Annotated in this window: 18 protein-coding genes and 2 tRNA genes; 9 read left to right on the forward strand and 11 right to left on the reverse strand. The window is 37.5% G+C overall.

The features are described 5' to 3' along the window. Nucleotides 1-5: 5 nt before the first annotated feature. From AB1Z56_RS16025 to AB1Z56_RS16035, 3 genes are all read right to left on the reverse strand, one after another. Complete coding sequence (locus AB1Z56_RS16025) at nucleotides 6-1,325, reverse strand: D-alanyl-D-alanine carboxypeptidase (RefSeq protein ID WP_426789635.1); 1,320 nt, start codon at nucleotides 1,323-1,325, stop codon at nucleotides 6-8. A 68-nt stretch (nucleotides 1,326-1,393) separates the two neighbouring features. Beyond that, a complete protein-coding gene (locus AB1Z56_RS16030) occupies nucleotides 1,394-3,124 on the reverse strand; it encodes a RagB/SusD family nutrient uptake outer membrane protein (RefSeq protein ID WP_426789636.1) in 1,731 nt (576 codons plus the stop codon). A gap of 22 nt (nucleotides 3,125-3,146) precedes the next feature. After that, nucleotides 3,147-6,416, reverse strand: coding sequence for a SusC/RagA family TonB-linked outer membrane protein (locus AB1Z56_RS16035; protein WP_426789637.1), 3,270 nt, complete (start codon nucleotides 6,414-6,416; stop codon nucleotides 3,147-3,149). A 428-nt stretch (nucleotides 6,417-6,844) separates the two neighbouring features. On the opposite strand from AB1Z56_RS16035, the gene mqnC reads away from it, so the two are divergent. From mqnC to AB1Z56_RS16050, 3 genes are all read left to right on the forward strand, one after another. After that, entirely contained in the window at nucleotides 6,845-7,969 is a 1,125-nt protein-coding gene (mqnC, locus tag AB1Z56_RS16040; RefSeq protein WP_313268594.1) for a cyclic dehypoxanthinyl futalosine synthase, read from the forward strand. Nucleotides 7,970-7,978: 9 nt separating this feature from the next. Beyond that, nucleotides 7,979-8,539, forward strand: coding sequence for an SMC-Scp complex subunit ScpB (gene scpB, locus AB1Z56_RS16045; RefSeq protein WP_293903845.1), 561 nt, complete (start codon nucleotides 7,979-7,981; stop codon nucleotides 8,537-8,539). 153 nt (nucleotides 8,540-8,692) lie between these two features. Continuing rightward, nucleotides 8,693-8,854: a hypothetical protein gene (locus tag AB1Z56_RS16050; RefSeq protein WP_167450446.1), complete on the forward strand. Its 162-nt coding sequence runs from the start codon at nucleotides 8,693-8,695 to the stop codon at nucleotides 8,852-8,854. Nucleotides 8,855-8,942: 88 nt separating this feature from the next. Here the strand turns inward: AB1Z56_RS16050 and trxA are convergent, their stop codons facing one another. Genes trxA through AB1Z56_RS16065 form a run of 3 tightly spaced genes read right to left on the reverse strand, consistent with a single transcriptional unit; the run spans nucleotide 8,943 to nucleotide 10,828 of the window. Next, the gene (gene trxA, locus AB1Z56_RS16055; protein WP_426789638.1) at nucleotides 8,943-9,239 is read right to left on the reverse strand and encodes a thioredoxin; all 297 of its coding nucleotides are present in this window, start codon (nucleotides 9,237-9,239) and stop codon (nucleotides 8,943-8,945) included. Then, nucleotides 9,239-9,970 carry a rhodanese-like domain-containing protein gene (locus AB1Z56_RS16060; RefSeq protein WP_309366250.1) on the reverse strand — a complete coding sequence of 244 codons (732 nt, stop codon included), beginning with the start codon at nucleotides 9,968-9,970 and terminating at the stop codon, nucleotides 9,239-9,241. The genes trxA and AB1Z56_RS16060 overlap by 1 nt, the downstream gene beginning before the upstream one ends. 9 nt (nucleotides 9,971-9,979) lie before the next feature. Then, nucleotides 9,980-10,828, reverse strand: a complete 849-nt coding sequence (locus AB1Z56_RS16065) for a glycoside hydrolase family 25 protein (protein ID WP_426789639.1) — start codon at nucleotides 10,826-10,828, stop codon at nucleotides 9,980-9,982. A gap of 67 nt (nucleotides 10,829-10,895) precedes the next feature. Here AB1Z56_RS16065 and AB1Z56_RS16070 point away from each other — a divergent pair, with 67 nt between their 5' ends. The 3 genes from AB1Z56_RS16070 (at nucleotide 10,896) to AB1Z56_RS16080 (ending at nucleotide 12,502) form a co-directional block, all read left to right on the forward strand. Next, on the forward strand, nucleotides 10,896-11,780 hold the full coding sequence (locus tag AB1Z56_RS16070; RefSeq protein WP_309366247.1) for a bestrophin family protein: 885 nt from the start codon (nucleotides 10,896-10,898) through the stop codon (nucleotides 11,778-11,780). A gap of 95 nt (nucleotides 11,781-11,875) precedes the next feature. Continuing rightward, nucleotides 11,876-11,960: transfer RNA gene (locus AB1Z56_RS16075), tRNA-Ser, on the forward strand. Between the two features lie 457 nt (nucleotides 11,961-12,417). Then, nucleotides 12,418-12,502: transfer RNA gene (locus tag AB1Z56_RS16080), tRNA-Ser, on the forward strand. 128 nt (nucleotides 12,503-12,630) lie between these two features. Here the strand turns inward: AB1Z56_RS16080 and AB1Z56_RS16085 are convergent. Continuing rightward, complete coding sequence (locus AB1Z56_RS16085) at nucleotides 12,631-13,521, reverse strand: winged helix-turn-helix domain-containing protein (protein ID WP_426789640.1); 891 nt, start codon at nucleotides 13,519-13,521, stop codon at nucleotides 12,631-12,633. Nucleotides 13,522-13,694: 173 nt separating this feature from the next. Between AB1Z56_RS16085 and AB1Z56_RS16090 the strand changes: the two genes are divergently transcribed. Continuing rightward, nucleotides 13,695-14,183 (forward strand): hypothetical protein, encoded by a 489-nt coding sequence (locus tag AB1Z56_RS16090; RefSeq protein ID WP_426789641.1) that lies wholly within the window; start codon nucleotides 13,695-13,697, stop codon nucleotides 14,181-14,183. 221 nt (nucleotides 14,184-14,404) lie between these two features. Then, on the forward strand, nucleotides 14,405-14,941 hold the full coding sequence (locus tag AB1Z56_RS16095; RefSeq protein WP_426789642.1) for an ExbD/TolR family protein: 537 nt from the start codon (nucleotides 14,405-14,407) through the stop codon (nucleotides 14,939-14,941). A gap of 201 nt (nucleotides 14,942-15,142) precedes the next feature. Here the strand turns inward: AB1Z56_RS16095 and AB1Z56_RS16100 are convergent, their stop codons facing one another. Next, nucleotides 15,143-15,709: a hypothetical protein gene (locus AB1Z56_RS16100; RefSeq protein ID WP_426789643.1), complete on the reverse strand. Its 567-nt coding sequence runs from the start codon at nucleotides 15,707-15,709 to the stop codon at nucleotides 15,143-15,145. Between the two features lie 167 nt (nucleotides 15,710-15,876). Here AB1Z56_RS16100 and AB1Z56_RS16105 point away from each other — a divergent pair, with 167 nt between their 5' ends. Further along, on the forward strand, nucleotides 15,877-16,290 hold the full coding sequence (locus AB1Z56_RS16105; RefSeq protein ID WP_309366013.1) for a group III truncated hemoglobin: 414 nt from the start codon (nucleotides 15,877-15,879) through the stop codon (nucleotides 16,288-16,290). 182 nt (nucleotides 16,291-16,472) lie between these two features. On the opposite strand, the gene AB1Z56_RS16110 is transcribed toward AB1Z56_RS16105, so the two are convergent. From AB1Z56_RS16110 to fbaA, 3 genes are all read right to left on the reverse strand, one after another. Further along, a complete protein-coding gene (locus AB1Z56_RS16110; protein WP_309366014.1) occupies nucleotides 16,473-17,141 on the reverse strand; it encodes a sterol desaturase family protein in 669 nt (222 codons plus the stop codon). Nucleotides 17,142-17,375: 234 nt separating this feature from the next. Further along, entirely contained in the window at nucleotides 17,376-18,050 is a 675-nt protein-coding gene (locus AB1Z56_RS16115) for a head GIN domain-containing protein (protein ID WP_309366015.1), read from the reverse strand. A 133-nt stretch (nucleotides 18,051-18,183) separates the two neighbouring features. Then, nucleotides 18,184-19,263 (reverse strand): class II fructose-bisphosphate aldolase, encoded by a 1,080-nt coding sequence (gene fbaA, locus AB1Z56_RS16120; RefSeq protein ID WP_153846853.1) that lies wholly within the window; start codon nucleotides 19,261-19,263, stop codon nucleotides 18,184-18,186. Nucleotides 19,264-19,469 lie beyond the last annotated feature (206 nt).

A 19,469-nucleotide genomic window follows, 5' to 3' on the forward strand; every position in this document is an offset into this window, starting at 1 on the left:
TTGGCTTAATAAGTTTGACGAATATAAGTAATTATTTTAGCCATTTCTTTACGAATTGTACTTGCTCGATCATCTATATAATTATTGTTCATAAAAGAGAATGCCAAGCGTCGTCCTGTCCGCGTGATCAGATAACCGCTTTGATTATAGACAGATGTAATCGTTCCCGTTTTAGCAAAAACAAACGGTTCGCCGAGATCTTTGCTATAGGTACGTTTTAGGGTACCGTCGACACCTCCAGCAGGGAAAAGACGAAATCGTTCCTTCTCATCCGGCAATTTATTTTTCAAGAGGACCAACAGATCCACATTATTCTGTGGAGTGACCTTATTGTAGGACGAAAGGCCCGAACCATCAAAAATGGCAACCTCAGCTGAAAAGTATTTATAAACGTTATTCTTCATCCAGTCTCGCACCAAGTAAGTATCAAATTGACCGAATTGTTTCCACGAACACATCATTAAAAACTGTTCAGCAATAAAATTATCACTGGGTAGCATCATTTCACGGATTAAATTTTTGGTGCTACCTGAATAGAGTATCTTGGTATTATTTGGTTTTTGGTAAGACAATAAGGTCACAGATTTACCGAGACTATCCGACAATAATTTAATAAATAAGCTGTCGGAATAGATAAAGGGAACTTCATTGACATAACCGCTTGGAACGGGGCGTTTGGACATCCAAAAGGAATTGGCACGAAATGATCGGGAAAGTTCAAAATCACCTACCTTAGGTTCAGGCAAAAAATCCAGTGAATTTTGAAAACTAGCTGGAGAGGTCGATAGATAATTATAACCTTTTTGTCGAAAGGTGACCACATTTCCATAAATAGGAAATGTACTAATTTCAGGCTGATAGTAAGCTTCAAAATCTTCCATAGCCCAACCATGTGCAAAGAACTTATTCTTCATTGTCCCTGGTACAACAAAAATGCGTTTATTCGTATTTTTCAAAAAGTTATAAACCACTCGGGTATCTAACCGATTATGCAGAAACGTCGGATCACCCGTCCCCCAGATAAGCAGCGAGTCTCCGCGTTCCACATACTCCAAACCAGGTATTGAATCCCCCAACAGTGCTAGAGCAGCATAGGTGGTATACATTTTTGTATTGGAAGCCGGTGTAAAATGCTTATTGCCGTTTATGTCCATGACATATTTATTGGCATTTAGGTCATACAAAGAAAAACCAACAAAATGATCATTTAATATTTTAGATTCTTGAAATAGCTGATAAACATCCTCAAAGCTCTGAGCCTTCGCTACAAAAGTAGCCGCCAGCACAAACCAAAGCAGCAACAATGCACTTATTTTTTTTTTCATTGCTGTAAACATAACAAAAAAAGCGGCCATCTGATTAGATGGCCGCGTAAATAATCGAATACAAAAAATTAGTATCCGGGATTCTGTTTTAGATTTCCCATACTCGCATTGATTTCAACTTGAGGAATCGGAAAGATTTCATTTTTACCGGGTGTAAAGTTGATATTTTTAAATGTAGGAAGAATACCTCCTTCGAAGGTCGAATAGGCTGCAATTACATCCTTCGCTATACCCCAACGTACAAGGTCATAAAAACGATGTCCTTCCATTGCGAGCTCTAATCTACGCTCAAAACGTACAGCTCGTCTAGCCTGATCTTGGTCAGTGAAAGCGAGATAAGGTTTAACATTATACTTTGCAGCAGGCACTCCTGTATCTGTCAACTTTCCAGGCAATTTAGATGCCCTGATTCGAATAGCATTGACATACTTCAATGCTTCAGGAAGGTTATTCAATTCAACTTCACACTCAGCCGCCATTAATATAACATCAGCCAGGCGAATAATATTTACATCTAAATCTGTAACATAGGTACCATCATTCGCCGTATGTCCTGAGAATAGCGCTTTAGGGATCATTGTCTTTATAATAGAGAAGGGGCCAGCATGTGGTCGCTGTCCATCCTCACGTCTCAACCAAGGATCTCCGGGAAACACACCATAATCCAAATACATAACTCCTCTTCTTCCGACATTATAATCAAGACGAGGATCGAATTGTAGGTTTGTATTCACTTTGTAATCAGTAAGATCCTTTCCTGTCAAAAGAATATCCGAAGTATACGGATTATTTCTATAAGAACCATCTAACAACGGTAGTCCATTCGCATCAACTTTATAGGCATTAACCAAGTCTATGGAAGGTTGATAAAAACCACAACACCCAACAGGTCCACCATTTAAACCCGACAACATATCCCCAACATTTGCATTATCTCCCGAACCATCTGGATTAATTATATGCTTTGACACCATAATCGCTTCAGGACCGTCTTCTTTCAATACATCGTAGTTGTCCTGATAAGGCATTGTGGTAATGTCTTTTCCTGCAATGACAGCCTTAAACAAATCAAGTGCTTCTTTATACTTTTTCTGATAAAGGTAAAATTTCCCTAAATATGATTTTGCTACATTTTGGTCCATTCGTCCAGCCTCGTTGTTAATTTTTGTCAAAGGTAAATTCGCAACAGCAGTTTTCAAATCACTTTCAATCAGCGGCAAAATATCCTGATCATTTTTAATAGTTTTTGCCTCTTCAATTGAGGTATTTTCATTTATAACTGGAATATTTTTAAACACACGCCATAATAGAAAATAATAATGGGCCCGTAACAATTTTGCCTCTCCTTCGATCTGTTTAGCACGATCTGCAGTTACGGTCTTACCTGTACTTTGATCCTCAGCCAATAATTTGAGCGTTGTATTCGTACGGAGAACGCCTTCATAGTACACTTGCCACATCGTACTTAAATTATCATTCGATGAAATAGGAGAAAAGTTCACCAATGCATTCATATCAGGTTGATCTGTCGGTATAGATCCTTTATGCGCATTATCTGAAGTAATTTCACCAAATACCCATTGGCTCGGAGCAGAAGAATAATTGCCCCAGGTACCATTCACATTCCCATTTAATATGGAATAAGCACCTATTAGCGATGCTTCTACACCTTTTTTAATTCCGACCTGATCTTCAATCAATTGTCCTTGCGGATTCTTTTCCAAGAAACTTTTACCACAGCTCGCTAAGCCCAGAATAGCTATCCCCGTGATTCCAAGCAATATTTTTATATTTTTCATTTTACTCAAATTAAACATTAAACTAAAATCCTACACTTACGCCCAACATGTATTGTCTTGACTGTGGATACACCCCAAAATCAACGCCAAGCGCAGGGTATTTGGATGGTGTCGCAGTAACTTCAGGGTCTAATCCTTTATATTTTGTAATTGTAAACAAATTGGTCACCCCTAGATAAGCACGAAGTCTCTTCACCCCGGTATTTGATCCAAATATTTTATCAGTCTGAAAGTTATATCCAATCTGGAAATTTTTCATTTTGAAAAAGCTCGCATCTTGGATATAATACGTTGATGAAGCATATTCATTTGGAGACACTTTATCTTTAGTTATCGACGGTACAGAACCAGATGGGTTTTCGGTACTCCACATGTCTTGGAGCCGCGTACTTTTTTGTCCATCAAAAACACCAAAATCAGTAAAATAACGGGTTGCTTCATAATTTTCATTACCTTTTGATCCATAGAAATACATCATCATATCAAAATTTTGATACCGCGCATTAAAATTAATTGCATAGGTAAAGTCCGGATGTGGGCTACCAATAATCGTTTTATCGCTTTCGTCTATTTTACCATCGTTATTGATATCCTCGAAGCGGAAACCACCCACACGAGCCAAATCATAAGAAGCATACTGAGTCAACTCACCGCTATTTTGATAAATTCCTGCGACCTTAAATCCATAAAATGCGCCAAAAGGGCTTCCCGCTTTCATAATTGATGTCTCCATACTCCGAAATGCACCGTACACAACCTGTTCGACTCCCGGAGCGAGTGAAAGAATTTTATTGTCATTTTTCGAGAAATTAACCCCTAAGTCGAAATCAAATTTATTCGGATCATGTTGCTTATGGTGATAGTTAAGGGACAACTCTACCCCTTTATTTTGCATATCACCCACATTTAAATAAGGAGAGTTGCCTCTTCCAACTGCTGTTGCAGGTAGAGGTAAAGCAAACAACATATCGGTAGTTTTCTTATTATACCAGTCAAATGTTCCGTCTATTTTACCTTCAAGAATAGAGAAGTCTAATCCGAGATTGAGCGATTTGACCTGTTCCCATTTCACATTTTCATTTTGATAATCGCTGATCCACATCCCGCTAACAAGATTTCCACCAATTGGATAGGAAGAGGAATTTTGTGATAGTTGAAATCTCTTTAAATATTGGTAACCGGGAATACGTTGATTTCCGGTAATTCCGTAACCCGCCCTAATTTTCAAATCATTCAACCAAGAGATATTTTTCATAAAATCCTCCTGTGACAAGCGCCATGCCGCACTGGCTCCAGGAAATACACCATACTTGTTATTCGGCCCGAAATTTGAAGAACCGTCCCTTCTTACCGTGGCACTTAATATATAACGATCTTTATAGGAATAATCTACTTTCCCAAACAATGAAAACAGCGAACCGTAGGCCCCTTCACTCACTCCCGATTTCTTGCTACCCGAACCAACATAAAAATAATCTAAGTTATTCGTAATGAAGTAATCATTATCAGTTCCTCTAACTTGTCGATGCGAATTATCAATAGCCTCCGTTCCTAACAAGATATTTAAATTATGAACGTCGTTAAAATTCATTTTATAATTCAATGTATTGGTCCAAGTCCATTCGGTATTGTAACCTGCCGTTTCGGCGATCCCATTATTGGCACTTCCCTCCTGAAACTCGAGATTTGGATAGGTATAATCAACACCATAATAATTTTCATATTTAATACCAAAACTTGTCCTGAATGTCAATCCCTTCAAAATATCATATTCACCAAAAGCATTGCCAAAAAACAGGTTCGATCTATTCACATCATCTTTTGCGCGATAAGCAATAGCGACAGGATTTTCACCATTTCCCCATCCACCAATCGACCCAGCGAAATTCCCTCCCTCATCATACACAGGAATAATATTCTTAATCCGATAGGCAAATCCAAGCGCACTACCTTCACCTATATAATCTCCGGCTGTATTCGTATTAACACCAATACCATGACCTTTTGTCATCGAATACTGCATATTTTCTCCAAAACGAAGTTTCTTATTAAATGCAGAGAAGTTAGTATTTGAACGGACGTTGAATCTTTCAAATCCAGTATGGATTACCGTTCCTTTTTGCCCCAAATATCCACCTGAGACCGCATAGGATGCGTTTTCACCACCACCAACTGCACTCAATTGATAGGATTGCGTAGGGGCATTTTGTGATAATTCTTTAAACCAATCTGTGCCTGCCTGGTTGGCTTTTGTAATTTGAAAAAATTCTTCTTTATTGTCCGCATAGTTATACTTGGACATATCTACATTCTTAGGATCTATCTCATTTCCAGAAAGCGAACCATAGCGGAGATAAATGGGAAGATCTCCTGTATTACCATTTATCCTGTACACCTGCAGAGGATCTAACATTTTCGGAAATCTACTTCTATTAGGGACTTGTACACCATAATAAGTATCCAAATTAATCTGTGGTTTGCCTGATTTACCCGATTTTGTTGTTATAATAATAACACCATTATTTGCACGAGAACCGTAAATAGAGGCTGCCGATGCGTCTTTTAAGACCTGCATAGACTCGATATCATTCTGGTTTAGCCAGCTGAGTTTTCCTTCGTATGGAACTCCATCAATAACATATAGCGGTTCATTGTTATTGATTGTACTATAACCACGAATTTTAATCGCCGGAGTAGCCCCAGGCGCACCATCTGTCACCACTTGAACCCCCGTCGCACGACCTTGTAAGGACTCCACCGCACTTGCTGCGGGAGTAGTCTTCAGTTGGTCTGTATTCACTACAGCAACAGATCCTGTCAAATCTTTTTTACGCTGCGTTGAATAACCCGTGACAACAACCTCGTCCAAGGCATCTTCAGAACCACTTAACGAAATCGCTAGATCAGCTTTCGAAGAAACAGTTACCTCAGTACTTTTATAACCAATATAACTGACCACAAGCACATCACCGACTTTTCCCTGGATGGTAAATGCACCGTTTTCATCTGTCGATGTCCCGTTGCTACTCCCCTTGACTTTGATAGATACCCCAGTAATCCCCTGTCCTGTAGCAGCATCTTTTACAACTCCTTTGATAGGCGTCTGTTGTACGCTTTTGGTTTTCATTAATGAAACGACTTCAACCCTGCCATGGCTGGTCAATCCGCTGGCAAATCCATGAGTGGTCATTCCTCCCCCAATGAGAAGAGAACTCATAAGCAGAAACCTCTTATTGAACTTTTGGCCCAATATGAGATCAAAACAGCAATTTTTGTCCGTTTTTTTCATCATAATTTTACTAAATAGGTGGTTTAAAAAAATTTATGTTTATTCTTTAGTTGTTTTAGTTGATATTGGTTTATTTAAGTTTTTGGTCATTTTTTTAGGACTGACGACAACAATGAGACATTATTGCTAGGTTCAGCACCCTTGGTTATTCATTTTTTTTCTAATTTGGTTATTTACAGAAATGTTAAAATCTGTTAAATAAATGTAAAGAATAATAAATGTAAAAAAAAAGGAAAAATCTTAATTAATTCACAAAGCACTATAAATCAAGTTATTGTATTTTATACACTAAGCCAAATTGCAATGCAATTGTTACACAATTACATCTTTTCGTTTTCGGTCTTCGGAACCTTTGTCTAAAATCAACCAGCATTGTCAAATATTCCACAAATAGGCTCAAATAAGTTAAAAGCTCCTTATATTTGTTGTTGATGAATGTAAGTAATTTATTAGAACGGGCGCTCCGATTTGAGTTCCTATCAAAGGAAGAAGGTGTTTTTTTATATCAAAACGCACCTACAGCTGATTTGACTTTCGTAGCCAATGAATTGCGTAAGATACAAGTGCCTCATGGTAAGGTAACCTGGCAGATCGACAGAAATGTCAATACCACGAATGTGTGTATTGCAAATTGCAAATTTTGCAACTTTTTCCGCCGCCCTGGGCATGAAGATAGTTACATTACCGATATCGAAAGCTACAAGCAAAAAATAGAGGAAACTTTTAAGTACGGTGGCGATCAACTGCTACTGCAAGGTGGCCATCATCCGGATTTAGGTATTGAGTTTTACAAAAACCTTTACCGGCAATTAAAGGAACTTTATCCTACCCTAAAATTACATTCCCTTGGCCCTCCTGAAATTGCGCACATTTCCAAATTGGAAAACATGAGCCATATTGAAGTATTGGCTCAATTGAAAGAAGCAGGACTAGACTCCTTACCTGGAGCTGGGGCCGAGATTCTCAATGATCGTGTAAGGCGTCTTATATCAAAAGGAAAATGCGGCGGTAAAGAATGGTTAGATGTTATGCGTGCTGCCCATAAAATTAATTTACCAAGCTCAGCTACTATGATGTTTGGCCACATCGAAACAATAGAAGAGCGTTTCGAACATTTGGTTTGGATCCGTGAAGTACAGGACGAAAAACCACAGGAATCGCATGGATTTATTGCCTTCATCCCATGGCCTTTCCAAGACGACGGCACGCTCTTAAAGAGACTTCGTGGTATTACCAATAACGTAACAAGTGAAGAATATATCCGCATGATTGCCTTAAGTCGCATTATGCTTCCTAATATCAAAAACATACAAGCTTCCTGGCTCACTGTCGGAAAACGTACGGCACAATTATGTCTGCATGCTGGAGCAAATGACTTTGGCTCCATCATGATCGAAGAAAATGTCGTTTCTGCAGCAGGTGCGCCGCATAGGTTCACATCTAAATCAATACAGGAAGCTATTTTAGAAGCTGGATTCAGCCCGCAATTACGGACACAAAAGTACGAATTCCGCGAATTACCAGCCCATATGGTCGAACAGGTCATTAACTATTAATACGATACATTGAAAGACGTCATAAGAAATATTGAAGCAATCATTTTTGCTTCAGCAGAGGGAATCGATCTTGCCGATATCAAACAGATATTACAGGAAGCAATGGCTATCGAAGTGTCAAGAGATGAATTACGTGACTTGATTAAAAAAATTGAAACGAAGTACCAGGATGAAGACTATGTACTCGAATTACGTTATATCAACAACGCTTATCAGTTTTTGACAAAAGCTGTTTATCATGAATCGATACAACAGCTCCAAAATCATAACAATAAACGAAAATTAAGTCAATCAGCTTTAGAAACACTTGCTATCATTGCTTATAGGCAACCTATTACAAAATTGGAAGTGGAGCAGATCAGAGGTGTCAGCTGCGATTATTCTATTCAACGGTTATTAGAAAAGAAATTAATCAAAATCGCTGGAAAAGCAGATAGTATTGGGAAACCATTACTTTATGCAACAAGCCAGCAGTTCATGGATCACTTCGGAATCAATGGCGTAAGAGATCTCCCCCAATTGAAAGATATCGTTACCGAGGACAATGCGATTGGTGAAACAAATGAATAAATAAAATAAAATAAATTTTTATTTTTAAAATACAATTCAACGCATTGATTAACAGAAAAATAAAGCTCAATATTTTTTTAAAAAAAAGTTTTAAAAAATAGTTTTCTTCTCTAATTTTACAACATTGAATAAGAAACAATAAAGTATTATTTTATGAACACGGCAACTTTAGCTAACGAAGATCTTGAAGAAGTAAAATTCGCATCTTTCAACGGTCCTGATGACGATGATGATGATTTCGATGATGATTTCGATTTACCTGAAATCGACTCGATTGGAGGATTAGATGACTTCGATGATGACGATGAATTTTAATATTTTAGTGCATATAACACTACCTATTAAAACACCAGAGAATCATTAAAAAAATAAGGCGTTCCATTTGATTGAACGCCTTATTTTTTTACTTTACCTGATCGATCAATTTATGTAATTCCATCTTGGGAATCATGCCGCTTTGTCGCCATATTTGTTGCCCATTTTTGAACAACACAAAAGTAGGAACGCCACTTACCTTATAAATCGAAGCAATTTTTGGATTCTTATCCACATCGATTTTAATGATGGACAAATCCTCCTGATAAAATTCCTTTACATCCTGTAAAATCGGCGCCATAGTCTGGCAAGGACCGCACCACGTCGCAAAAAAATCCACCAAAACCAGCGAATTTGATTGAATAATCTGGTCAAAAGTAGCCATTATTGATTCTCCTTTACTTCTTCTTGCAATGCTTTATACCCGCCTTGGATATTGCATACATGTTTAAATCCTTTAGCACTCAAAATAGAAACAGCTACAGCACTTCTGTATCCTGACTGACAGTGAACATATAGCTGCGCATCATCTTTCTTAAGCATAGAACCAAAATTAACGAAATCTGTTAACGGAATATTCATTGCATTGTCAATATGTCCATTAGCAAATTCTTTATCCGTCCTCACATCCACAATATGACCTTGATCTGATCTTTTCTTGAATTCACCTGCACTAATATTACTTAGCGAGTTTACAATTTCGCTATCTTTCCAGGTTGCAAAACCGCCTTCCAGAAGGCCGACAATATGGGTATACCCTAACTTTAATAGATGATCAATGACGGCCTCTTGATCTTCCACATCGGTAATCAACAAAAACTTTTGGTCTTTGTTGGGAAAAACCTGTGTCAGAAAACGATCAAAAGGACCTTTAAAACCGATATTGACGGAATTTGGGACAAATCCCTGCAAAAAAATATCGCCTGATCGGGTATCGAGAACTTGAACATCTGCTTGCTTACGCAGCTTTTTAAACTTCTTCAATGTCAACTGTGGCAAATCCGAAGCGATTTGCATGATCTCTATATGAAAAGATTTCGATTCTGCATGTAATTGCGTTTGACTATTGAATAGCACAAAACAGGCTCCAAGGAGTGTAATAAAAATTCTACGCATATTATTTTACTATTTAAAAGGAATAAGCAACTTCTCTAATTCTTCAATTTTACCATTGTAAATATTTAAGTCCACATTACCCTGAATCCCTCGTACAGTACCTTTTTCCGAAAATTGCCAGAAAGCCCAATGCTCCTTGGGGTTCTCAACCCAAAAGTTGTAATTTGCAATCCATAGCGTATAAGCTGCAAATTCCTTTTCCAAAAAATCACTATAAAACTTATCTCCCGAGTAAAGAATTGGTTTCACTTTGTAGTGGGCTTCGACTTCCTCAAGCCAACGTTTTAATCCAACTTTCAAGCTATCCATAGATTGTTGTTTCGGATGCTCCTCAATATCCAAGACTGGGGGAAGATCGCCAGATTGCAATTTGACCTTACGAATAAAATTCTTCGCTTGCTTTACCGAGTTTTCATTGGGTCTAAAATAATGATATGCTCCTCTCAAGATCGCTCTATTTTCAGTTTTACTCCAATTTCGGCTAAACTTATCATCAATTCCCTTCTCGCCCATTGTGGCCCGAATAAACACAAAATCTATGGGAAAATGATCATTGATCGTGTTTACCTTTTGCCAATCTATTTCTTCCTGATAGGTAGACACATCAATACCAAACACTTTATCATCGTGTTTGCTCATAATATCGATATTTCGAATATCGTATTTTGCTTCTTTAGTCAGTGACCTGTCTTTAGAAGTAGCTACCCGAAAATAATAGATAATTCCGGCCCGGTAGTGCCATACAACAAGACACAGGAAAAACACCAGCATCCCCGCTATCATCCAGATCCACTTGGTTTCCCGATCTTGACTTCCTTTTGTACTTGTTTTTTTTCTTTTTGATCGCTGTTGCGCCATAGGACGATGAAGTTACGGCAATAGCAATTAACTCGCAAAATTTTCGCAACAATTTATATTTTTGTGTATGATCGTATACAACCCCAAAGACTGGCTTTCGGCAACTTTCAAGTTGCACAAATCAGATACCTTCAAAAAGTTGCTGCCCTTTCTTATTCTAATAGCCGTCTACTCCTGGACGATTGCCTTTCTTGAATTGGAATACCTCAAATTAAACGAAAAAAGCTGGGTCAAAAACATCACCATTGTCCACAACCTTCTCGGCTTTGTTATATCGCTTTTACTGGTATTCCGGACAAATACGGCCTATGACCGCTGGTGGGAAGCCCGAAAACAATGGGGTACATTGACCAATGTTAGTAGAGCCCTTTCGTACAAACTCAATGCTATGCTGGATGTAGATGACAAAGTGAATCGTAGTTTTTTCAGAAAAGCAATCCCGCTATTCGCTGAAACTTTATACGATTTTTTAAGATCGGATTACACCAAGTTTATGCTCGACGAAAACGAACACCCTGAGTTAAAGGCTTTGGATAATAAAAAACATGGTCCGAACCAAGTTTCTACCATGATCTTTCAAAAAATCAATGAGTTATATAAAGAGGGTAGAATAAGCGGCGACCAACTTATTATACTGAATGAGGAAATTATTGCTATGACACACCTTTGTGGTGCATGTGAACGTATTAAAAACACCCCGATCCCGTTAGCCTATAGTGCATTTATCAAAAAGTTCATCATCTTTTATACCATGACACTTCCCGTAGGATATGTTTTTTCTATAGGTTATTTTGTTGTGATTGCTGTACCTTTCATTTTATATGTTTTAGCCTCCCTTGAATTAATTGGCGAATCCATTGAAGAGCCTTTTGGTATCGATCAAGATGATTTGCCTATAGATAAGATAGCCGCTAACATCAGAAAACACTGCCATGAAATTATCCAAGCATAGGCTGTTCTAAAAATAATCTAGCTCATTTTCAAACGCTAAGGTTAGCTTAAGGAAATAAGTTTTGTAAATCTATTCAGAATTTCTACTTTTGTCGCGGAGAGTTGGCAGAGTGGTCGAATGCGGCGGTCTTGAAAACCGTTAACTGTCACAGGTTCGGGGGTTCGAATCCCTCACTCTCCGCAGAAAAAGCCTTTCAGAAATGAAAGGCTTTTTGCATGTTAGCCAGGTTCGAACCGATAACACTGGTCAGGGTCCGAACAATCTCATCACTGAAAAAAAACTTCCATCACAATTCCACTTCGCTGATTCAATTTATTTTTCTTTTTTCACTTTTTCTGCAATAAATCGCTTTCCAGCACATCTAATAGACAGAATATGCTAGAAAATCAAGATTACTAATTTTAAATTCAATTTTTATGAACAATATATTTCCTAGTATAAATAAAGGTCTATTTAGACATTTATTCAATCTAATCAAAGTCGCGTTCCTTACTATCAATTTAATGATTTTAAACAGTCAATAATAAACAATTGATATTCAACATAATTACCTTAAAAAAAAGCAGTAGATCAATTTAAACAAAGAAAAAAGTAAAATAAGTTTTGTAATTCTAGCAAGAATTTCTACTTTTGTCGCGGAGAGTTGGCAGAGTGGTCGAATGCGGCGGTCTTGAAAACCGTTAACTGTCACAGGTTCGGGGGTTCGAATCCCTCACTCTCCGCAGAAAAAGCCTTTCAGAAATGAAAGGCTTTTTGCATGTTAGCCAGGTTCGAACCGATAACACTGGTCAGGGTCCGAACAATCTCATTATGGTATAGCGCGAGCACACGAGACGCTTGCGCATTCCTGTTAAGAACTAACCTCAAGTTTATATCCCTTTCCACGTATAACAGTAATTTTGATCTTTGGATCAAACTCCAGTTTTTTTCTAAGCTTCGATATGAACATATCGAGACTCCGTCCAACAATCACCCCTTCATCTTCCCAAATCTCTTTTTGAAGCCGGACCCTCTCGATGGTTTGGTTCGGAGACAAAGCGAAAATATGCAGCAGACGTGTTTCCGTTCCAGTAAGATCTATGGTGTTCTTATTGATAATCATCTCACGCTGTTGTGGATTAAACAAAACTGATCCAAAGGCTAAGATATTGTTATTTTGATCGACCGGTCTTTCTTTTCTTAACTTATCTAATCTCCAAAAAATGAAGCCCAAAAACATTAAAACTATAAAGATGCTCAGCATATAACTAATCGTTCCAGTATTTATTCGGGTAGGTTTAAATTTAATATTGATCATATAACACCCTTTAGGCTGTAATCTTCCTCTACAAGCGATAATATCATCTTTTTTATTGTTAGCTATGGCATACCCATAAGCCACACTAGAGTTGCCACAGTTGACGACGTTAACGACATAATCGCTGGTGAGCGGATCACTGGCCAACAGACGCTGAACGGTATTCACCAATGAGTCCGGGTCAAATGTAATTTCATTCTCGAACTTAATCTGATATTCAATTTCCGTGATCTTCTCTATCGGAAGTACCCTCGATTTATTGTCGCCAGACTGAATAAGTAGTTCATCCCCTATCTTCCGAAGCAAAACCTCCCTCCTTGCAACATCAAAATCACTATTGTCGGACATACCAAAAGCCACAAAAATCATAGTGATAAAAAAGAGTGTTATCACACCATATAGGTATTTGCGATTCTCAGAAAGGAGATTGCGGTTTATAGACATACGATTTACAATTTATTTACAAAGATTACATGACAATTTACAATCTAAGTTCCTATGCATGAATATTATCGAAGTATTTTTGTTGTATCACCTCTAAAAGGATCCAAAAAAATGATGTTGAATGGATCTTATTTTATTCGGATAGACTTTACACTTACCAAACATATAAAAATATGAAAAAAATTATTTATCCGCTGATCTTACCGCTTGCTATAGCAAGTGGACTGGCATTTGCCAATCATGAAATCAAAAGTGAAACTTTTAAAAAACCGAGTCCAAAACCCCGCGCTGCCGTGGACATGTGGCAAACCTCTCCCCAGGGCATAAAAGTACTTGACAATGCTGCTAAAATAAGAAGTCAAGTAAAGGATTCAACCAATATTGAGGCCGTTATAACTTCTCTCTATCTTCCATTAGGTTCTCAATTAGGCTTCGGAGTGATGATCAGGATTAAAAGTGAGGATTATATCCTAAGTTTTGGTTTGGAAAACTCCAATGATTTTCAGCAATTGCATAGCCTAAAAGTTAACGATAAAATAATGATAAGAAGTCACAGTGTAATGTACGCACCCAAGTATTCATACCCAATAGTATCGGGCGATTATTTAGAGCACGATGGCAAAATAATGTATAAACGTATTCACCGCCAAAGTGGTTGCTGAGCAACTTACTTCTCTTCGCAGCAAAAGCCTTTCATCTCTGAAAGGCTTTTGCACGTTATTAGGAAGGGATGAAGATCAAATAGTGCTATAAAAAAAAGATAATAACCACCTGTGCAAATCGAATGAAAAACAGATAAATTAAAAAAACACTATGGAATCCGGCCCTTTTCGACATCTTAACAAAGAGTAGCAACAATACTGTTAACCTAAAAATGACGATCATGGCAGAACTAAATCAAAAAACGCAAGAAACAGGAAAGAAAAAAATAAGAAGCAGAAAAATGGCTCCTAAAGTAGATTTAACCGCTATGGTAGACCTTGCATTTCTCCTCATTACGTTCTTTATGCTGACCACAACTTTAAATAAACCATCAGCAATGGATATCGCTATGCCAGACAAAACCAAATCAGAGGTAGAAAGTCAAGTTCTTATTGATGAGAACCGCACAGCAACGCTTATTCTAGGCGAAGGAAAATTCATGTGGTATCATGGAGATTTCAAAAAGCCGATCAGCTCTTCAAAAGTGCCGGTAAATATCGAGAAAGAACTGTCGGCTGTTATTGCACAGTTAAAAGCCAAGATAAGTACCATGCCCAATACAAAGGATATGATTGTATTGATTAAGCCTAGTAAAGAAGCGCGTACAAAAGATGTTATTCATACAATAGATCAATTAAAGAATCAGCACATTTCGCGTTATGTGATCAGTAAAACACAAATTGAGGAAGAAAAGCAATTGCTCGCTGCACTCCAATAACATCGAGGTATAAAAAACCCTGGCCAATCAGTATATTAACGTAAACTATCGAATCAATTTTTCATGAATAATTTCGATTAACGCAAAAAAAACTGAGCATGTTCCCGCCTTCTAAGTGAACTATAATAGACCTACCGAAAGATCACCGTATGATCGGTCGATCTTTCGGTAAATCCAAGACTTTAAATCCAAGCCTGTCAACTATCTTTTATCTAAATTATTCCAATAGCGTTCCACATTTTCTTTGACTTCCTCCGGTAAAGATGCGTAATTGTCTGAATAGGTTGTTTGGCTATAGCCATCAGCTTCTTCTGCACGTAGACGATAAAACTTATTCTTATAAAGGACCAGGCCAATGCAGCTGAGTTGTTTTTGAAGATCATCCTTTGGATGTCTTGAATAGATAAATAATGCATCCAATTGGCCATCTTTATCTGCATCAAAGAATGCTTTTCGGGATTCCCAAACAGATGTAACAATTCCCTCCTCTGAAATCAATTCATCCGCCACAAGCTTCCACATTCCGTCGATCTGCTGAAACTGCTGGACATAGAGCTTGTCAGGATCAGCACCACGATCCTCTTTTGAAAAAACAATATAATTGTCCTCCTTCGGAGTTTGAATGCGTTCCACTTGTAATACTCGCTTGCCCTTAAATGGAAAACCAGAAGACTGAAAATTTTCTTTATTGATCGAAATTGTTGTAACCTGTGCCTCTACGGCATAAAATCCCATTGATAATAGGATTAAAAGAACGTATTTTCCCATATGTTTTTCCCTTAGTATGGATTCAATTTACTGACAATAAAAGAGAATTACAAAATTTTAACGGGGCTTCTTTACATCCAGGTGATGTGATTCTCCATAAATGTCACTACATTTAATTCAGATAAACATCATGAATAAGCTTTCGATCCAGCTATAGGTCTTTATTCATGAGCTCAGATCATACACCGATGAAACAGGATATTCTAACACTCGACGATATTAAAGTATTAGTAGATCAATTCTATAGTACTGTACGTAAGGATACGTTGCTCGGACCTATTTTTCAGGAACGTATCCAAGATAATTGGGCAATACATCTTGAAAAGATGTATAGTTTTTGGCAGACTATCCTACTAGATGAACACAATTATTTCGGCAGCCCCTTTCCACCACATATTAATCTCCCCATCAATGCACAACATTTTGGCCAATGGCTCCAATTATTTGAAACAACTGTCGATCAATTGTATAGCGGGAAAAAGGCTGAAGAAGCTAAATGGCGTGCGCAGAAAATGGCTCAAATGTTCCAGTTCAAATTAGAATACTTACATGCCAATCCAAAAAAGAAGCCTTTAATCTAAAGATAAAATGCGCAGAAAAATAATTCGCATATCTCAACAGATAATAAAATCTCTCATCTAAGATAAAATAATAAAAAGTCCCCTAATCAACAGAAATAAAGCCAAGCAGATCAAACATCCATAAAAAAGAAAGCCCTTGGATGATCTCCAAGGGCTTTCCTATCTGATAAGATTCGATTAATTTATGCCTTCTCTTCTTTAAGGGAAGCAGAATCCTTTTTTGGTTCCTTTTCTTCAAAACCTGAACGTAAGATCTCATCCCATAAGGAAGAACTCACTCCAAAGCCTTTTTCTGGATCAGAGTAATGGTGCAACATATGATGTTGTTTGATCCGTTTGAAAATGCCGCTTTTAAAATTAGCATGATGCATCGCATAATGACACTCGTCATAGATCAGATACCCCACCATAAAACCGGAGAAAAAACAGGCTAAGATAAACTCATTTGAAAAGAACAATGTGAAACCAAGATACACCAAAAGAGCTAGTGGAATACTCGCTGACAACGGCATCACCAAACGCATACGGTCTCTTGGATAATCATGATGCACACCATGGAAAATAAAAGCGATACGCTTTCCCCATTCCGTTGTCGGATGAAAATGAAATACCCAACGATGTAACGCATATTCAAAAGCAGTCCAAAAAGCTAAACCAAAAATAAAATACCCCATGTATGTTAAAAAGGAAATCTCTCCCCAAACTAGTGCTTTATACGAAAAGAAAACAACCACGGGTACATAGAAAATCAAAGGTACACTCCAATGCACTTTCGTCAAAGACTCTAAAAAGTCATTCTTGAACATGCGCGTAGATTCCGTAGAATTTGAAACATAATTACGCTTTGCCATAATACTATTTTTATTATTCCCTCACAAAAATAAGTATTTTAAGCACAAATGAAGAAGGTTTCTGATTAGAAAAACAAAATAACTGACCTTTTTAATAAAAAGGTTAAACAACAATCCGTACCCCAATTAAGCTAAACCCTTTTTATTTCATCTATTACCCTAAATTTCCCTCTTTTTCGCGTTAATCAACTAAAATCTACGACCGAGAAAATTGACAAATCCACGACAGTTTACTTATTTAAAGTTGACTGTTCCGCCAGCCATTTTCTTTTCTACACGTTGTTCTGGTTTTCCATAGACATCAATAACACCGCCACCCCTTGTTTTTGTTTCGATGGAATCTGTGACATACACATCAGCTTTACCACCGCCATTAACGGTAACCACAGTGCTGTTGGTCTTAAAATCTTTACCTTCATATTTGCCACCAAAATTCGAAATGATCTCTTGTTTATTTGCTTTTCCATACAAAGCGATTGTAGCGCCGGAAGTCACTTTTATTTCAGCTGTTTTTGTATCTGTATAAAGATCAACCAGACCGCCTTCCGAAGCATAGACTTTTAAATGGTCAGCAGCAACAGGATTATTTGTAGTCGCAAATACTTTGGCGCCTTTTTTTGCCTCTACATTGTTCAAACTCTTGTAATATACCTTAACAGAGATATTTCCCCCTTGCAGCATATTCAACGTATTCATTTTCAAAACCAGGGATCCATTTGTATTGACCACCTTGACATTCTCGTGGTTCTGTCCTTCAAAGGTTACCAAAGACTCGTTTGACTTAATCAATTCCACCTGAATCTTATCTGTCGCCACAACCGAAGAAAAATCGCCAACATTTTGCTTCACCTGCCCAAACCCCATTTGGGCAATTAATAAAAGAATTACACTGACTCCTAAAAATTTCATATTTACTTGACTTTTTATTGTTGTTCGTCAAAAAATAAGCCAATTCCTATCAAAAACAATATTTTTAACCTATTTTGACATAAAAAAAGCGCCCTATTAAAGGGCGCTTTTGTATGATCTAATTTTTCTTAGCTTATAGTTTGCTGTTTACATCTACCGCATTCAAATCAGCAAACGCTTCTTTCAGACGAGCAACAAATGTTTCCTCGCCTTTACGCAACCAAACGCGTGGATCGTAATATTTTTTATTTGGAGAATCAGTTCCTTCTGGGTTACCGATTTGACCTTGCAAATAATCGTGGTTTTTCGCTTCATAAGCTCTTACACCATCCCAGAACGCCCATTGCATATCTGTGTCAATATTCATCTTGATCGCACCGTATGAAATCGCTTCTGCAATTTCTTCAGGAGAAGAACCAGAACCACCATGGAATACAAAGTTTACCGGCTTCTCAGCTGTAAGATTATATTTCTCACGGATATATTCCTGTGAATTATGTAAGATAACTGGTTGCAATTTTACATTACCTGGTTTGTAAACACCGTGAACGTTACCAAATGCAGCTGCAACTGTAAATTTGTCAGATACTTTAGACAATTCTTCAAAAGCATAAGCAACCTCTTCTGGTTGAGTATACAATTTTGAGCTATCGACATCCGAGTTGTCAACACCATCTTCTTCACCACCTGTAACACCCAATTCAATCTCCACAGTCATACCAAGTGGTTTCATACGTGCTAAGTATTTAGCTGAAATTTCAATATTTTCTTCAATTGGCTCTTCCGATAAATCCAACATGTGAGAAGAGAACAATGGTTTTCCGTGTTGCGCAAAGAATTTCTCGCCAGCGTCCAACAAACCGTCGATCCAAGGTAAAAGTTTCTTAGCTGCGTGATCTGTATGCAGAATAACCGCTACACCATAATGCTCAGCTAATAAATGAACATGTTGTGCTGCAGATACCGCTCCCAATACACAAGCTTGTAAATTATCGTTGTTCAAGGTTTTACCAGCGTAGAATTGCGCTCCACCATTTGACAATTGAATAATTACAGGAGAATTTACTGCTTTCGCAGTTTCCATAACTGCATTGATAGAGTTTGTTCCGATAATGTTTACCGCAGGCAAAGCAAACTTATGTTTCTTTGCAACTTCGAACAACTCTTGTACTTGATCTCCTGTCAATACACCTTTAAAATCTTTTAGGCTCATATTTCTGTTATTGATTTATTTTAATCTTTCATTATACTTGAAGCTACTAAATTATTAAAAATTATTATTACTTCCTAATTTTTACAGTGTACTAAATACACTATCATTTCACATAGAATATAGAATCGAAACAAATTAGAAGAAGCCAGCAACTCAATTGAATAGGAACTGATCCGGCTATACCAACTTTTTCCAAGAGAATTAAA

The sequence above is a fragment of the Sphingobacterium sp. WOUb80 genome (assembly GCF_050058145.1).
In the GTDB taxonomy this organism is placed as follows: domain Bacteria; phylum Bacteroidota; class Bacteroidia; order Sphingobacteriales; family Sphingobacteriaceae; genus Sphingobacterium.

Bases quoted from the DNA above. Each gene is read 5' to 3' on its own strand.
- AB1Z56_RS16025 (WP_426789635.1), bottom strand. From the start codon at position 1,325: ATGAAAAAAAAAATAAGTGCATTGTTGCTGCTTTGGTTTGTGCTGGCG.
- AB1Z56_RS16030 (WP_426789636.1), bottom strand. From the start codon at position 3,124: ATGAAAAATATAAAAATATTGCTTGGAATCACGGGGATAGCTATTCTG.
- AB1Z56_RS16035 (WP_426789637.1), bottom strand. From the start codon at position 6,416: ATGATGAAAAAAACGGACAAAAATTGCTGTTTTGATCTCATATTGGGC.
- mqnC (WP_313268594.1), top strand. From the start codon at position 6,845: ATGAATGTAAGTAATTTATTAGAACGGGCGCTCCGATTTGAGTTCCTA.
- AB1Z56_RS16050 (WP_167450446.1), top strand. From the start codon at position 8,693: ATGAACACGGCAACTTTAGCTAACGAAGATCTTGAAGAAGTAAAATTC.
- trxA (WP_426789638.1), bottom strand. From the start codon at position 9,239: ATGGCTACTTTTGACCAGATTATTCAATCAAATTCGCTGGTTTTGGTG.
- AB1Z56_RS16060 (WP_309366250.1), bottom strand. From the start codon at position 9,970: ATGCGTAGAATTTTTATTACACTCCTTGGAGCCTGTTTTGTGCTATTC.
- AB1Z56_RS16065 (WP_426789639.1), bottom strand. From the start codon at position 10,828: ATGGCGCAACAGCGATCAAAAAGAAAAAAAACAAGTACAAAAGGAAGT.
- AB1Z56_RS16070 (WP_309366247.1), top strand. From the start codon at position 10,896: ATGATCGTATACAACCCCAAAGACTGGCTTTCGGCAACTTTCAAGTTG.
- AB1Z56_RS16085 (WP_426789640.1), bottom strand. From the start codon at position 13,521: ATGTCTATAAACCGCAATCTCCTTTCTGAGAATCGCAAATACCTATAT.
- AB1Z56_RS16090 (WP_426789641.1), top strand. From the start codon at position 13,695: ATGAAAAAAATTATTTATCCGCTGATCTTACCGCTTGCTATAGCAAGT.
- AB1Z56_RS16095 (WP_426789642.1), top strand. From the start codon at position 14,405: ATGGCAGAACTAAATCAAAAAACGCAAGAAACAGGAAAGAAAAAAATA.
- AB1Z56_RS16100 (WP_426789643.1), bottom strand. From the start codon at position 15,709: ATGGGAAAATACGTTCTTTTAATCCTATTATCAATGGGATTTTATGCC.
- AB1Z56_RS16105 (WP_309366013.1), top strand. From the start codon at position 15,877: ATGAGCTCAGATCATACACCGATGAAACAGGATATTCTAACACTCGAC.
- AB1Z56_RS16110 (WP_309366014.1), bottom strand. From the start codon at position 17,141: ATGGCAAAGCGTAATTATGTTTCAAATTCTACGGAATCTACGCGCATG.
- AB1Z56_RS16115 (WP_309366015.1), bottom strand. From the start codon at position 18,050: ATGAAATTTTTAGGAGTCAGTGTAATTCTTTTATTAATTGCCCAAATG.
- fbaA (WP_153846853.1), bottom strand. From the start codon at position 19,263: ATGAGCCTAAAAGATTTTAAAGGTGTATTGACAGGAGATCAAGTACAA.